The sequence below is a fragment of the Rhodococcus sp. 27YEA6 genome (genome assembly GCF_044908235.1).
Taxonomy (GTDB): Bacteria; Actinomycetota; Actinomycetes; order Mycobacteriales; family Mycobacteriaceae; genus Rhodococcus_F; species Rhodococcus_F qingshengii.
In genome coordinates this window covers 240,825-255,426 of sequence record NZ_JBIYCY010000008.1, presented here as the reverse complement: position 1 = coordinate 255,426, position 14,602 = coordinate 240,825, and the positions used below count along the sequence as shown (strand labels likewise).

12 protein-coding genes are annotated in these 14,602 nt (G+C 62.1%); 7 read left to right on the top strand and 5 right to left on the bottom strand.

Annotated elements, in window-relative coordinates; translation table 11 throughout:
* Positions 1–16: 16 nt before the first annotated feature.
* Positions 17–739 carry a FadR/GntR family transcriptional regulator gene (locus ABH939_RS21510; protein WP_021332595.1) on the bottom strand — a complete coding sequence of 241 codons (723 nt, stop codon included), beginning with the start codon at positions 737–739 and terminating at the stop codon, positions 17–19.
* A gap of 186 nt (positions 740–925) precedes the next feature.
* Between ABH939_RS21510 and ABH939_RS21505 the strand changes: the two genes are divergently transcribed.
* From ABH939_RS21505 to ABH939_RS21485, 5 genes are read left to right on the top strand one after another with little or no spacing between them, the layout of a single operon-like run.
* Positions 926–1,732 (top strand): gamma-glutamyl-gamma-aminobutyrate hydrolase family protein, encoded by an 807-nt coding sequence (locus tag ABH939_RS21505; RefSeq protein ID WP_233405620.1) that lies wholly within the window; start codon positions 926–928, stop codon positions 1,730–1,732.
* Positions 1,716–2,489: an SDR family NAD(P)-dependent oxidoreductase gene (locus tag ABH939_RS21500; protein ID WP_021332597.1), complete on the top strand. Its 774-nt coding sequence runs from the start codon at positions 1,716–1,718 to the stop codon at positions 2,487–2,489. Before ABH939_RS21505 ends, ABH939_RS21500 begins: the two co-directional genes overlap by 17 nt.
* A complete protein-coding gene (locus ABH939_RS21495) occupies positions 2,486–3,862 on the top strand; it encodes a glutamine synthetase family protein (RefSeq protein ID WP_404650102.1) in 1,377 nt (458 codons plus the stop codon). Before ABH939_RS21500 ends, ABH939_RS21495 begins: the two co-directional genes overlap by 4 nt.
* A gap of 31 nt (positions 3,863–3,893) precedes the next feature.
* Positions 3,894–5,357: an aldehyde dehydrogenase family protein gene (locus tag ABH939_RS21490; RefSeq protein ID WP_404650101.1), complete on the top strand. Its 1,464-nt coding sequence runs from the start codon at positions 3,894–3,896 to the stop codon at positions 5,355–5,357.
* An 18-nt stretch (positions 5,358–5,375) separates the two neighbouring features.
* Positions 5,376–5,894: a hypothetical protein gene (locus tag ABH939_RS21485; protein ID WP_007729094.1), complete on the top strand. Its 519-nt coding sequence runs from the start codon at positions 5,376–5,378 to the stop codon at positions 5,892–5,894.
* Between the two features lie 67 nt (positions 5,895–5,961).
* On the opposite strand, the gene ABH939_RS21480 is transcribed toward ABH939_RS21485, so the two are convergent.
* From ABH939_RS21480 to leuS, 3 genes are all read right to left on the bottom strand, one after another.
* The gene (locus ABH939_RS21480) at positions 5,962–7,467 is read right to left on the bottom strand and encodes an MFS transporter (protein WP_058037563.1); all 1,506 of its coding nucleotides are present in this window, start codon (positions 7,465–7,467) and stop codon (positions 5,962–5,964) included.
* A 151-nt stretch (positions 7,468–7,618) separates the two neighbouring features.
* Positions 7,619–8,326, bottom strand: coding sequence for a DedA family protein (locus ABH939_RS21475; RefSeq protein ID WP_404650115.1), 708 nt, complete (start codon positions 8,324–8,326; stop codon positions 7,619–7,621).
* 1,108 nt (positions 8,327–9,434) lie between these two features.
* On the bottom strand, positions 9,435–12,281 hold the full coding sequence (gene leuS / locus ABH939_RS21470) for a leucine--tRNA ligase (RefSeq protein ID WP_404650099.1): 2,847 nt from the start codon (positions 12,279–12,281) through the stop codon (positions 9,435–9,437).
* A gap of 101 nt (positions 12,282–12,382) precedes the next feature.
* On the opposite strand from leuS, the gene ABH939_RS21465 reads away from it, so the two are divergent.
* Both ABH939_RS21465 and ABH939_RS21460 read left to right on the top strand, forming a co-directional pair.
* A complete protein-coding gene (locus tag ABH939_RS21465) occupies positions 12,383–12,877 on the top strand; it encodes an SdpI family protein (protein WP_058227433.1) in 495 nt (164 codons plus the stop codon).
* Positions 12,878–12,882: 5 nt separating this feature from the next.
* Positions 12,883–13,842 (top strand): DUF1648 domain-containing protein, encoded by a 960-nt coding sequence (locus tag ABH939_RS21460; RefSeq protein WP_235808464.1) that lies wholly within the window; start codon positions 12,883–12,885, stop codon positions 13,840–13,842.
* Here the strand turns inward: ABH939_RS21460 and ABH939_RS21455 are convergent.
* Positions 13,811–14,506, bottom strand: coding sequence for a FadR/GntR family transcriptional regulator (locus tag ABH939_RS21455; protein WP_047272655.1), 696 nt, complete (start codon positions 14,504–14,506; stop codon positions 13,811–13,813). The two genes, ABH939_RS21460 and ABH939_RS21455, sit on opposite strands and share 32 nt — an antisense overlap.
* Between the last annotated feature and the right edge of the window lie 96 nt (positions 14,507–14,602).

Here is a 14,602-nt window from a genome sequence, read left to right as displayed (position 1 = left end):
GTTCGTCGCGCTCCCGTCAGCCTTCTTCCTGCAGCGCCAAGCGTTTGAGCTCGTCTTTTGCGTGCAGAATGTGACGTTCCATTGCCTCCGCCGCGCGAGCGCTGTCGCCCCGCTTGATCGCCTCGAAGATTTCCTTGTGCTCCACCCTCGAAGCCTCGACCTGGTCTTCGAACACGAGATGATCGACGGGGACGAACATTTCGCCGCGAGCCTCGACCACAGCGGCCTCCAACCTGCTGTTTCCCGCCGCTCTGGCGATACCGCCGTGGAACCTGGCGTCACAAGCCCGGAACGATCCCCGACTTCCGGAAACCCCCAATTGCTCAATGGATTCGAGCAACTCGAGAAGATGACGATCGGTTCGCCGGACCGCCGCGAGGCTTGCCGTGCGCATTTCCAACCCGATACGGAGGTCGACGATCTCGTCGATGTCTGCTTCTCGCGCTTTCAACTGGCCAACCCAGTCTTCATAAGGCCTGGTCAACTCCGAAACGAACGATCCGCCCGTGGCTCCTCGCCGCACCTCGATGTATCCCATCGCCTGAAGGATTCGGACCGCTTCTCGCACACTGACTCGACCGACTTCGAGTTGCTGAGACAGTTCACGCTCGGATGGCAGGCGATCACCGGGGCTGAGCGCGCCGCTGTGAATGAGCAGTCGCAAGCGTCGAGCGATATCCTCCCCCAACGTCGGTGCACTGACCATGAATTCGATGGCCGGCAGCTTGTCGATCTGCACGTCTCGTACCCCCTACTCGGTGCCTGGACCGACACTTACGCTTCGTCTTGACCTACGAAATCGAACGCTCCCATTCGCAACTGTCCTTGAATAGATACAGCAGCGCGCGGCACTTCGAACCCGTTACCCCAACTTTACAAGCCAAACTCTAGCGAAAAGCCATTCAATGGTTCTATGCTCGCTCCTATGACCCAATTCACGATGACGGCGGAGGCACTCCCCGCCATGCCCCTGATCGGAGTCACCGGCCGCGTCGACCGCGGCGGGCCGTCACTACCCAACGTCGTCGGCGACGCGTTGATGGAAATGTTCTTCACCGATTTTCCCTCGAAAATCCGCGCTGCCGGTGGTCAACCGATCCTGCTGAGCATCCACAGTGATCCGCGCCGAATCGTCGAGCATCTCGATGCCCTCGTCCTCAGCGGTGGTTCCGACGTGGACCCCAGGCGATACGGCCGCACCCCCGGACCAAACTCCTCGATGATCGACCCCGCTCGGGACGAATTCGAGTTCGCCCTGGTCGATGCAGCCTGGGAAATCGGACTGCCGATCCTGGGTGTATGTCGAGGACACCAGGTCGTCAACGTCGCCCGCGGTGGCACTCTGATTGCCGACCTTCCGACCGACGCCGGTGAGGCACACAGCTTCTTCGGTTATCCGCGTTCGTACCGACCGCAACAGGTCGCTCTGGAATCCGGTTCCGTCCCACACAGTCTGTACGGCAACAGCATTCACGTGAACAGCCTTCACCACCAAGCCGTGGACACCCCGGGGAGCGGGCTTCGGATCGTCGGACGCGCGCTCGACGGCGTCGCCGAAGCCATCCAGGCCGCCGATCGCCCCGTGGTGGGCGTGCAGTGGCACCCCGAATTCTTCGTCGAAATCGACCCGCTCTTCTCGTGGCTCGTCGACGCTGCAACCTCCCGTCGGACCAATTCTTCTCACCAGATCGATCATCACAGAATGGAAGACAACAATGTCACGTACGCATGAGAACAAGGTTGCCCTGATCACCGGTGCAGGCTCCGGAATCGGCCGCGGCATCGCGCTGCGCCTCGCCTCCGACGGTGCCCGCGTCGCGGTCGTGGACCTTCACATCGAAAGTGCAAAGGAGACCGTCGCACTTATCGAATCGCAGTACGGCACACCCGCGCTCGCCCTTGAGGCCGATGTGCGCGACCGCGCCGCCGTGAGCGCCGCTTTCGAAGCCACCGTCGCCGAATGGGGACGCTTCGACTACCTCGTCAACAACGCCGGCCTGATCACGATGAGTTCTCTCGAGAACCTCACCGACGAAGAGTGGGACCTCGTCCTCGACGTCAATCTCAAGGGCATGTTCATCGTCACGCAGATCGCCACCCCGTACTTCCGCGACGGCAACAGCGGCGCTGTGGTGAACTTGTCGACGGTGGAAGCGGACGTGGTCGTGTCCTCCCAGGGCTTCGCACAGGTCCACTACAACGCGTCGAAGGGTGGAGTGAAGATGCTGACGAAGGCTCTGGCCGTCGAACTCTCGCGGTACAACGTACGAGTCAACGCGATCGCCCCCGGGCCGGTCCCCACCGCCTTCCTGCCTGGCATCGACGTCTCCTCCGGCGAAGTTCTCGACTTCATGAAGTCCAGGCTCCTGGTGCCGCGCGTCGGCCGCCCCGAGGACATGGGTGCTGCAGTCTCCTTCCTGCTCTCCGACGACGCCTCCTACATCAGTGGAGTCCAGCTGCCCGTCGACGGCGGATGGCTTGCCCGATGAAAGGCCGGCTCACCACGGCCGAGCTCGCCGAGTCCGACATCGACACCGTCCTCATCGCCGGTATCGACCTCTACGGACGGTTGATCGGCAAACGAGTCCCGACGCGAATTTTCCTCGCGAACATCGACGAGGGTCTGCATGTGTGCACCTGTGTGTATGCCTGGGATGCCAGCCAACGCATGGACAAACTCGTTGTCGACTACGCCGGCGGACACACCGGCTGGCATGACTGCCGCCTGCAACCTGACCTGGGAACACTGCGACGCGCGTCGTGGCTCGAGTCCACTGCCATCGTCATCGCTGACTCGGTCGACGAACATACCGGCGAGATGGTCCCGATCGCACCGCGCACGATCCTGCGCAAACAGATCGACAAGCTCGAAGCTGACGGCCACACCGTCTACGCGGCAACGGAACTCGAGTTCCACCTCTACCGAGGTACCCCCGACGCATTGCGGCGCAGCGGCTATCGGGATCTCGAACCCACCACCCTGGTGCCCTCGGATTACACCATCACCGCCGGCAACGCGATGGAACCTTTCTTCCGCAAGGTACGAACCGCGTTGGAGGAGAGCGCGATTCCCGTGGAGGTCTCTCAGGTCGAATACGGCCTGGGCCAGTGGGAGATCAACCTCGAATACGGAACCGCCCTCGAGATGGCCGACCGCCATGTGCTATTCAAGCAGGTCGTCCACGACGTCGCTGCGGCAGAAGGGCTCACTGCTACCTTCATGGCACGTCCGAGCACCGACGGCATGGGCTCGTCGTGTCATATTCACGCGTCCATGCGGAGCGACGACACCTTCCCGTTCCACGACGAAAGCGCAGAAAACACCGCGAGCGCCGAACTGCTGCACGCCGTCGGCGGAGTTCTCGAGCACTGCCCGGAACTCATGCTGTTCTACACGCCGACCATCAACTCGATGCGCCGCACCAGAGCCAGCCACGATTTCTCGGGGAACGGCTTGACCTGGGGTTTCGACAACAGGACCACCACCTGCCGACTCATCACCGGTGCACCGTCCGCCAACCGTCTCGAAATGAGACTGCCAGGGGCGGACGCAAATCCGTATCTCGCACTGGCCGCAGTCTTGGCATCGATGAACGACGGTCTGACACGAAAGCTCGATCCCGGCGCACCGGTACGACGCGACGGGTACAGCGACACAGACACACTCGAGAAGGTGAAGCAACAACCGCTGCCCGGCACACTCGACGAGGCGGCGCGTGCGCTCGAGGCCAGTGAGTTCGCACTCGCGGCGTTCGGCGCCGACGTCGTATCGCACTATGCGGCAGTCGCCAAGGACGAATGGGATTCCTTCATGTCCGCGGTCACCGACTGGGAACGCGAACGCTACCTCGACAACATCTGACCTACAAACGATTTCGCCACGAAGGACAGTCATGACCACTTCATGCTCACTCGTGCCCCAGAACAACACGATCGACGGAAACGTCGAAACACCGGCTATCGAACTCGGCGAATTTCTCACCGATCCCGACACCGGAGAGAAACTGCAAGCCCAACTCTCGTCCTCCACCGAACAGGTGGAGAGGGCAATCACCGCCGCGACAGAACTCCATCGATCGGGTGTCTGGACCCGTCGATCGGTAGCCGACCGGGTGCGCCTACTCGAGAGAACGGCTGAACTTGTCGAGGAACGAACTGCGGCGATCGCCCGTGAGGACTCCAAGAACAACGGCCTTCCGCTTTCGATCAGCACACTTTTCGCCGGCGGACTTCCCGATCTGTTCCGCAGTGCTGCAACGCATCTGAAGAACTCCTCCGGGTTCGAGCAGTTGCCGTCAGGTGCACATTTACATCGGCTGGCTTGGGGCCCGACCGCTGTGATCGCACCGTGGAACGCACCGAGCTTCATCACCGCCAAGAAGACCGCATTCGCTTTGGCCGCAGGTGCTCCGGTCATCGCCAAGCCCTCCAACTGGGCACCGTCGGGTCCCAACGTGCTTGCCGAGGCGATCTCACGTGCCATCGCCGAAGTCGACGCGCCGAAAGCTCTGTTTCAACTCGTTCACGGAGGCGGGGACGTCGGGCATCTACTGGCCTCCGATCGACGAATCCGAGCACTGGCGTTCACCGGCGGCCGAGCGGCCGGTAGTTCCATCGCCGCTGCAGCTTCTACCGATTTCAAGGCTCTTCAACTCGAGCTCGGCAGCAACAACCCCGTGATCATCCGCGCCGACGCCGACATCGATCTGACTGCCGCCGCACTCGTCGACGGGTTCACCAAACTCAACGGGCAATGGTGTGAGAGTCCGGGAAGCGTCTTCGTGCCGCCGCACCTTCACGACCGGCTTGTCGACGCAATACTCGACCGCACGGCCGAAATCGCACTCGGCCGAACCGATGACGCCAACACCACGATGGGTCCGCAGGCGAACGAGCCTCAACTCCAACGGATGCGGGATACCGTCGAGTTCCTCCGTGGCGTGGGCGGCACGGCCGTCTCGAGCACCCCCGTGCCTGACGATTCCGGATGGTTCTTCCCACCGACAGTGGTGCACGGAATCTCGTCGGAGCAGACCAAATCGGAGACCTTCGGGCCGATCCTGACGGTGCACCGAGCATCAACCGACGAGGAAGCTCTGCTCGAGGCCAACGCTCTCGATACCGGCCTGGCCGGATACGTGTTCGGCGCCGACGTCGACGCCGCTCGTGAACTTGCGACCCGAATCGATTGCGGTGAGAACAAGATCAACAGCACCAGCCTCCTGGACCTAGACGACCACTCGACCCAGAGTTTTTGGGGCGGAAGCGGTATCGGCGCACACGGCGACGCAAAGCTTCTCGACTTCTTCCGAGGATCGAGAATCATCGGGGTCGATGCGCCCGGACTTCCTCTCTAGGCGGAGGAGGTCGAGGAAATGGGTGAAGCGGCTCGGGTGGGCACCGATACGAGTCGGGTGGGCACCATGGTGGTCGAATGCCACGATACCGCGGCGGTTCTCGCACGTATTTCGTCGCTGGGGTGGAAGCTCGGCGTCGAGGTCGTCAGCCTGTCTACGTGGGTGTCCGTGACATCGCCGGGAGTCACCGGAATGTCGATCGCGTACCGTTGCCCGGCAACGATCTCCGACGCCATGTTGATCAAGCGTCTCAACAAGATCATCGGGATAGTTCGCATCAAGACGGACCACGGCCCGTTCGTTCCGGTGACACCACAGGTCGGCCTACACGTCACCGCGACTTTCCAACGCGTCGATCCAGTGGCGCTGGTGGCGTACCGGCACGGCGCAACTGTGTGCAGTCAAGCGAACAATGTTCTGTCGGTACAACTCACCACCACCCGATCGATCGCGGACACATTCGTATCTGATCTGGCACAGGTCGCAGAGCGTCCGCTGCGGGGTGAGATCTCGCTGCAGGAGATTCATCTTGCATGACGTCGAAGTGCCACCACGGCGATGTGCGGCTACGAACGTTGGTCAGTAGCCGCACATCATCGTGAGATCAGTGAGCAGGGAGGAGGGACGTCTCCTGCTGCACACCGTCTTCTGCGCCGATCTGGACGATGTTTCGAGGCAGGAACACGGCTGCGATCGCGCCGAGAACTGCTGCAGCAGCACCGATCAGGAACGCGATACGCATGCCCTCGTCGGTGTAGAACACAGCGCCCTCCATCGCCATCGCGATGTGCGAGTTCAAGACCGTGAAGGCGATGACGGGAAGCACTGCGGGGAAGATGCTCTGGAAGACCGCAACCATGCTCGCCGTGGTTGCCTGCAACTGCGGCGGCACTGCCTCGATGAGCAGGTTCGGGATGGAGGCGTAGCCCATACCCATACCGACACCGAAGATTCCGGCAAAGATGATGAGCAGAGGCTTGTTGTCGTGAATGGTGGCCGTCAACGTGAATCCGACTGCCATGAGTATCATTCCGATGATCATCAGCAGACGGGGCCGGATGTTGCGCCCCACGAGGAAGCCCACGATCAAACCACCGACCACCACCATGCCGCCAAGGGGCGCCTGGAAGATCGCGAATCCCTCTGCCGTCACGCCGAATCCGTATCCCAGGCCGAGAACTGCTGGGGTCATCACCATCATCGGCAGCAAGATCGTGAAGACTCCCGACGCGCCGTAGCAGAACCCGGCACCGACGGCGGTGAGCATCACCGAACGCTTGCCGAAGTAGCGCAGGTCGATCAAGGGCTCGCGGATGGCTCGGGCAGAGGCAACCCAAGCCACCAACAGTGCGACGCCGCCGATCAGGTAGGCCAGTGTCGAACCGTTCTTCCAGCCCCAGGTCGGTCCGAAGCTGACGCCGATCAGAATTCCGGCGATGCCCGACCCGAGCAGTACCGCACCGATCAGGTCCAGCGAAGAGCGAAGTCGGACAGTTGATTCCGCCGTCGAAGCGAAGATCATGCCGCCGAGGAGAACCAGCCCGACGACAAAGAACCAGAAGATGCTCCGGAACCCGTGGTTGTCGATCAACCAACCGGTGAGGAACGGCGCCGGGATCGCAATCAAACCCATACCGGAAGTCGCGATACTGACGGCCAAGGCAACAGTTTTCGGCGGAAAAACATCTCGAATGAGGGAGTAACTCAGGAACAGGCAGGGAACCAGCAGACCCGTCAGCGACCGGCCCAGAATCAGGATCGCGTAGCTCGGCGCTATCGCCGAAATGAAGGATCCGACCGCCGCGCCGGCGACAGCCAAGAGCAGGACTTTTCGTTTGCCGTACATGTCGGCGAGCTTGCCGAGCAGAGGAGACGCGACCGCCCCCAGCAGCAAGAACGACGTGAGCAGCCAAGCTCCCTGCGTCGTTTGATAGTGCACCGAGATCGCAGGGAGAGCAGTGGAGATCATCATGTAGCTCACTGCGAGCATCTCGAGAAGTAGAACAATCGACGCCAGGGAGAACACCAGTCGCGGAGTCCACCGCTCCGGTATCGATGTCGGTTCGGGCAAACTGGGAGACGAACCGTCGCTGTGGACATGAGACGCCATGGCTGGAAGATCCTTTCGGGAACACCTACGAATTCGATTGACCCTCTGTCGAATACCGTCGACGGGGGCCTAGCCGGGAAGTGCAATGGAACGACAGCTACCGATCTCGGTAACGTGTTACCTGCATCACAGCCCTCGCGTCGTCCGCGCGCTACAGAATGTTCCGCGGAGCGGGACAATCAGGACAACGACTGATTGGCGACGGTGCACCAAAAGGACTGCGGCGGTTCGATTGTGAGCAAAGACAACTACTCTGCGGAGTCGACGCGCGATTAACCCGGGCTGAAAAGCAGTGACTCACGCTTGCCCACACCACCACAGACAGAAATGTCAACGCCAGCGCCAGCAGTCCGACTACCCCCACTCCTGCAGCTACGCGCTCGTTCGCCGCTCCAGCTACTGCCCCGACTGACATCCACGTGCACACCCAGGCCATCGCAGACGGCACTTGCGCAACGGCAAACCTCCGATAGCTCGTCCCGACGGATCCCACCAGACGCGGTGTTACGGTCCGGACTCCAGCCATCCACTGACACAGAACAATCGCTGCAGCGCCATGCCGTTCCACCAGGCTCAGAGCCCGTAACTCCATCGATTGAGAGAGTTCCATCAACCGCGACCATGCCCGCGACCGGTCGGCCCCACGGGCTCCCGTTCCCGCGAGTGGACTCACTCTCCTGAACCGGCGAGCACGTCGGCCTCGCACGTAGGCAATATGCCCTCCGGCAATTTCACCGGCGATCGCGACAAGACACGCTGCGACTGGGTGAACGGCACCCGTACTTCCGAGATACCCGAAAGCAAGGACCGCCGTCACACCAGGAAGAATGATCCCGACCAACGTGCCCACTTCCGCCATGATCAGCATCCCACCCGCCGCGAGCAACCAAACCGGGGGCAGCCCGGTCAAGAGGTCAGCAGAAATTCGCACGAGTCATCGGCTGCCCACATCGGTACACAACCGCCGGCGGTGAGTTACGCCAAATAACCGGACCACACGAGACGTCGGTGAACTTTTCGTTCAGTGCAAACCGGAATCCCTGGGCTCTCGGTAGCCAGCGCGCGTGGGGGTAAGCGAGAAGGCTCGCCTGCCCGCCATCCGTGAGCAGGGTCGCAATTTGATCCAGAATCAGACACTGCTTTCCGAGATCGATGAGCGACCACGGGAGCGCACAGACGATTGCGTCAACGCGTTCTACTCCAGCGGATTTCAACAGGGCGATCAGATCACAGGCGTCGCCCCAAATCGCCTCGATGCTTGGCCTCGTCCGACACAGATGCCTCACCAGTTCACGATCAACCTCGACCGCGATATGACGGCCGCTCCTCGGTATTCGTGAGGAGATGGCGTCCGAGACAGAACCTGTCCCCGGACCCAACTCGACGATCACAGGCGCGCCGACCGCTGGTACGACCGCCGCCAGTTCCGCTGCGACGGAGGGAGAACTCGGCGCGACCGCGCCCATGGTAAACGGCTTCCGGAGAACAGCTTTAGTGAATTGCCAACTTATGTTCTGGTTCGATGTCATCGCGTCAACAATCCTCAGAACGAGCCGCGCCCACATCGTCCCCTGGGGTTGAAATTCACACGATTCGCTCGGGGCTTGCCCCTAAGGGCCGATACCTAAGGGATTGAAACACTCTCTCAGGGCATCGCCTAAGGGTCACAATATAATTCATCAATAGTGACTCCGTAATACCCGGCGCTCCCCTGCTTGAACAGATCGAAGTGAGGTGGTGTTCGCGTGCCGCGAAGCGATGACACTCGTTCTCCAAGTGGAGTATTCAGATTGTTCGAAGATCGCAGCTTGAATCGGAAACTGGATCGGAGATTCGATCCGGGCGATCACCCACGACGCCTGTGAAGACTGGCAGCACATCTGTGGCGCCCAGATACGCACCCAGATACGACTGTGCGCCGTTTCGGTAGCGGTAACTACCAAAACGGCGCACAGGGGCCGAAGGCCCTACAGAACTATGTTCACCATCTTTCCCGGCACAACGATCACCTTGCGGGGTGCGTTGCCCTCGAGCAGAGCGACGATCTTCTCGTCGGCCAGCGCAATCTCTTCGACAGCCTTGCGATCGGCATCTGCCGGGACGCTGATGCGGCTACGAACCTTGCCGTTGACCTGGATCGGGTACTCGACGGTATCCTCGACGAGCCACTTCTCCTCGACTGCCGGGAAGGGTCCGTGCGCAAGGGATTCCGTGTGACCCAGACGCGACCACAGCTCTTCCGCGAGGTGCGGCGCCAGGGGAGCGAGCATCAGCACCAGCGGCTCGACAGCAGCACGCGGCGCACCGCCCGGGAACGCCTTGGTGAGGTGGTTGTTGTACTCGATCAGCTTCGCGGCGGCCGTGTTGTCGCGCAGCGCCGTGTAATCCTCGATGACACCGGAAATCGCCTTGTTGAGCGCACGCAAAGTCTCTTCACCAGGAGCTTCGTCGGTGACACGGGGCTTGCCAGTCTCCTCGTCGATGACGATGCGCCACACTCGCTGCAGGAATCGCGCAGCACCGACGACGTCCTTGGTTGCCCACGGACGCGAGGTGTCCAGCGGACCCATCGACATCTCGTACACACGCAGAGTGTCTGCACCGAACTCGGCGCAGATCTCGTCCGGCGCAACGGCATTCTTCAGGCTCTTGCCCATCTTGCCGTACTCGCGGTTGACCTCGGCGCCTTCGTAGAAGAACTTGCCGTCACGCTCGACGACCTCCTCTGCCGGCACGTAGACGCCGCGGGCGTCGGTGTACGCGAATGCCTGGATGTAGCCCTGGTTGTACAGGCGGCGGTACGGCTCGCTCGAGGACACGTAGCCCAGGTCGAACAGAACCTTGTGCCAGAAGCGCGAGTACAGCAGGTGCAGCACTGCGTGCTCGACGCCGCCGACGTACAGGTCGACTCCACCGGGATCGTTGGGGCCGTGCAGTTCCGGACGCGGGCCCGTCCAGTACGCCTCGTTCTGCGGGTCGCAGAAGGCGTCCTGGTTGGTGGGGTCGATGTAGCGCAGCTGGTACCACGAGCTACCTGCCCACTGCGGCATGACGTTGGTGTCGCGGTGGTAGGTCTGCAGACCGTCACCGAGATCGAGCTCGACGTTGACCCAGTCGGTCGCCTTGTTCAGCGGGGGAGAGGGCTCGGAGTTGGCGTCGTCCGGATCGAAGGACACGGGTGCGTAGTCCTCGACCTCCGGAAGCACCACGGGCAGAGCCGAATCCGGCAGAGCGTGTGCGTTGCCGTCCGCGTCGTAGACGATCGGGAAGGGCTCGCCCCAGTAACGCTGACGCGCGAAAAGCCAGTCGCGCAGCTTGTACTGGATGGTGCCCTTGCCCTGGCCGCTCTCCTCGAGGCGACTGATGACGGTCGCCTTGGCCTCCGCAACGTCCAGCCCGTCGAGGTAGTCGGAGTTCACCAGCGGGCCGTCACCGGAGTACGCAGCCTCCGAAACATTGCCACCGGCAATAACTTCGAGAATATCCAGACCGAACGCGTTCGCGAACTCCCAGTCACGGTGATCGTGTCCCGGAACTGCCATGATCGCACCGGTGCCGTAACCCGTCAGAACGTAGTCGGCGATGAAGATCGGGACCTTGTGGCCGTTGACCGGATTGACGGCGTAGGAACCGAGGAAGACGCCCGTCTTCTCCTTGTTTTCCTGACGCTCCAGGTCGGTCTTGGCGGCAATCGACTTACGGTATGCAGCAACAGCTTCCGCCGGCGTCGTGGCACCGCCAGTCCAGCGTGCGTCGACACCTTCGGGCCACTCGTCCGCGACGAGCTTGTCCACCAAGTCATGCTCAGGAGCCAGCGTCACATAGGTGGCGCCGAACAGCGTGTCCGGACGGGTGGTGAACACATCGACGCCGTACTCGCCTGCAGCAAAGGTAACTTCGGCACCGTACGAGCGTCCGATCCAGTTGCGCTGCATGGCCTTGACCTTGTCCGGCCAATCCAAGTACTCGAGGTCGTCGACCAGGCGATCGGAGTACGCGGTGATGCGCATCATCCACTGCTGGAGATGCTTACGGAAGACTGGGAAGTTTCCGCGGTCACTACGACCGTCGGCGGTGACTTCCTCGTTGGCCAGGACGGTACCCAAACCGGGGCACCAGTTGACCATCGAATCCGACTGGTAGACAAGGCGGTACGAGTCGACGACCTTTGCCTTCTCGGCGACTGTCAGCGACGCCCACTCGCGTCCGTCTTCCAGAGCGCGCTCACCGGAATCGAACTCGGCTTCCAGCTCGGAGATACGACGGGCCTTGCCTGCAGCCTTGTCGTACCAGGCGCCGTGGATCTGCAGGAAGATCCACTGCGTCCAGTGGTAGAAGTCGACGTCCGTCGTCGCGAGGCTACGACGCTCGTCGTGCCCCAGACCCAGGCGTCGCAGCTGGCGCTTCATGTTGGCGATGTTGGACTCGGTGGTCGTCCGCGGGTGGGTACCCGTCTGCACGGCGTACTGCTCGGCCGGGAGACCGAACGCGTCGTAGCCGAGGGTGTGCAGGACATTGCGCCCCTGCATGCGATGGAAGCGCGCGAAGACGTCCGTAGCGATGTATCCGAGCGGGTGACCGACGTGCAGGCCCGAACCCGAGGGGTACGGGAACATGTCCTGCACGAAGAGCTTGTCGGCGGGAACACCGTCGGGCGAGGAGAGCGGACCGACCGGATTGGGCGCGTTGAACGTGCCTTCCTCACTCCAGCGGTCCTGCCAGTGCTGCTCGATCTGGCCGGCGAGCTCCGCGGTGTAGCGGTGCTGCGGAGTTGCGTCGGCTGGTGAATCGGGGGACTGCGGAGACTCGGTCACTGTGGTCGCTATCTACTTGGCTGACGGAAATACCGATAACCAGGGTAGAGCCTGCACGACCCGGGCATACCATCAACTCCACTCGCGCCTATCCTGTATGGGTGATCGTTGTCGCTGTGGTGCTATTCGTGCTCGCTGTCGCCGTCGGTGGAGTTGCTGTCGCCGGACTGATCGGCAAACTCCCGCGCAACCGCTGGGCCGGTGTCCGCACCGAGGATTCCCTGCGGAGCGAGGAGTCGTTCGCCCTCGCCAACAAGGTGGCCGGTCCGACCATGCTCGCGGCCGCCGGAATGTTGGTCATCGGCGGAGTCGCAGCACTGACCATCGGCGGAGTCTTCGGCGTCGCAGTCGCGATCATCGCCGTCGTCGTCGCCGTCCTCACCGCCGGTTTCGGTGGAGGCATCGGTGCCCGTGCTGCCGCCGCACTCCCGCAGCAGAGCGGATGCGGTAACGACTGCAACTGCGGCGGACACTCCGAGCCTGCCGCAGACGAGCCGGTGGCGGAGACCTCCGAGGCCAAGGCGAACGCTGCCGCTTGCGGTACCGCTTCCTGCGGTGCCTGCGCGCTCAAGGATGCTTGCCAGCCGGCTCATTGATTCACGTGAAACATCGCGTGGTCGACCCGGCCGGGGTCGTATTCGGGCTAGTCGTTCCGCTGTTGTGTGCGGTCTTCGGCTTCGTCCTGACAAAAATTTGGGAGCCCCGCCTCCCGGAACAGATCGCGACTCACTGGACCACCACCTCGCCGGACGGATTCTCCACCCCGTCGGCCAACGCCTGGACCATTGCACTTCTGACGCTGCTCTTCGGTGGCGGCCTGAGTGCGATTGCTGCTCTTGCTCCCGCGATGCTGATGATGCGCCGATTCATGTTGGTTGTCGGGCTGAGCGTGGTCGGGCTCATCACGACAGTGAACTTCGCTTTGCTCTACACCCAACTCGATGTCACCGATCCATCCACGACGTCACTCCCGCTGTGGTCTATCGGTGTCGGCTTTGTCATCGGCGGGGTGCTGGGGTGGATCGGCGCCTCGTTCCTGCGTGACTACCGCGTCCGCACTCTTGCCACGATCGAACCCTCGGCCGGGTTGCCGCGAAGCCGCTGCGCTCTCCCCATCTCCGACGACGTCGGATTCAGCACCAAGGGGTCGGTGATCCTCACTGCGATCACTCTGGCGCCCGGAGTCATCATGGCGTTGGCGATGCGGTCACTCTGGCCGCTGTTCATCTTCGGGGCACTCGGACTGCTCGTCGTCAGCCTGGTTCGCTTCCGGGTGATCGTCGACGAACGGGAAATCCGGGTGATCAACATGGGGATGGCTGCGATGACCTACGGCATCGAGGAAGTTGTCGGAGCCGACGTCGCGGAGATCAAACCGTTCGCGGACTTCGGCGGCTGGGGACTCAAGACCAAGGGTCGTCGTAACTACGGCGTCGTCACCCGCACCGGGCCAGCGGTGGTCATCACGTTCGCTTGTGGCGACCGACTCACGATCACGACACCCGGAGCCGAAGACATCGCCGGGTCACTCAATCGATTGGCCGACGCCCGGACTCGGTAACCGCCGAGCCTGAACCGATCGCTTCCTGAGTCTTCTCGAGATACCCACACGCCGCAGCCCTGGCTTTGGTGACATCGCGTTCGGCGATGGCTTCGGCAACTCCCTGATGATGCGAAGACGTCAGCGACGGCGGATGCACCCCTTCGGTCACCTCGTAGGTGGCTCGAACTGTTTCGAGGATTCCGGCAAACAGATCTTTCAGCACGGGATTGTGGGCGGCATCGACAACGGCAATGTGAAACGCGAGATCGACGTCGACGAAGTTCTCGGCCGGGACGTCACGCTTGGTGGCCAGCTCACGAAGTATCCGGACGTCGTCGTCGCTGCGACGCTCACACGCCAACCGGACCGCTTCCATCTCGAGCGCACGACGCACTTCGAAGACGTATTTCATCTCGTCGACGGACGCGTGTCTGCCGAGCAGTCCGCCGATGTCGGTCCGAGCGCGCACGAAGGTCCCTGATCCGCGACGGATCTCCAGGACTCCCGTCGAGGTCAATGTCTTGATCGCTTCGCGCACGGTGTTCCGGCCGACGCCGAGAACACTCATCAGCTCCGGCTCGGTCGGAACACGATTGCCCACTGTCCAGACGCCGTCGGAGATCTGCGCGCGCATCCAGTCGAGGGATTGCTCGTACGCGGACTCTTTGCGAACAACGGTCATCAGCTCATCCTCACAGCATTAGCGGCGATCATTCCACTCACCTACGATACGTAGGACGACCCATGTATTTTCGCACTCTGTCTTCAGGAGGGGCTT

Excerpts from the sequence above, each read along its gene's own strand:
- ABH939_RS21505 (WP_233405620.1), top strand. The coding sequence starts at position 926 with ATGACCCAATTCACGATGACGGCGGAGGCACTCCCCGCCATGCCCCTG.
- ABH939_RS21500 (WP_021332597.1), top strand. The coding sequence starts at position 1,716 with ATGTCACGTACGCATGAGAACAAGGTTGCCCTGATCACCGGTGCAGGC.
- ABH939_RS21495 (WP_404650102.1), top strand. The coding sequence starts at position 2,486 with ATGAAAGGCCGGCTCACCACGGCCGAGCTCGCCGAGTCCGACATCGAC.
- ABH939_RS21490 (WP_404650101.1), top strand. The coding sequence starts at position 3,894 with ATGACCACTTCATGCTCACTCGTGCCCCAGAACAACACGATCGACGGA.
- ABH939_RS21485 (WP_007729094.1), top strand. The coding sequence starts at position 5,376 with ATGGGTGAAGCGGCTCGGGTGGGCACCGATACGAGTCGGGTGGGCACC.
- ABH939_RS21480 (WP_058037563.1), bottom strand. The coding sequence starts at position 7,467 with ATGGCGTCTCATGTCCACAGCGACGGTTCGTCTCCCAGTTTGCCCGAA.
- ABH939_RS21475 (WP_404650115.1), bottom strand. The coding sequence starts at position 8,326 with ATGGCGGAAGTGGGCACGTTGGTCGGGATCATTCTTCCTGGTGTGACG.
- ABH939_RS21455 (WP_047272655.1), bottom strand. The coding sequence starts at position 14,506 with ATGACCGTTGTTCGCAAAGAGTCCGCGTACGAGCAATCCCTCGACTGG.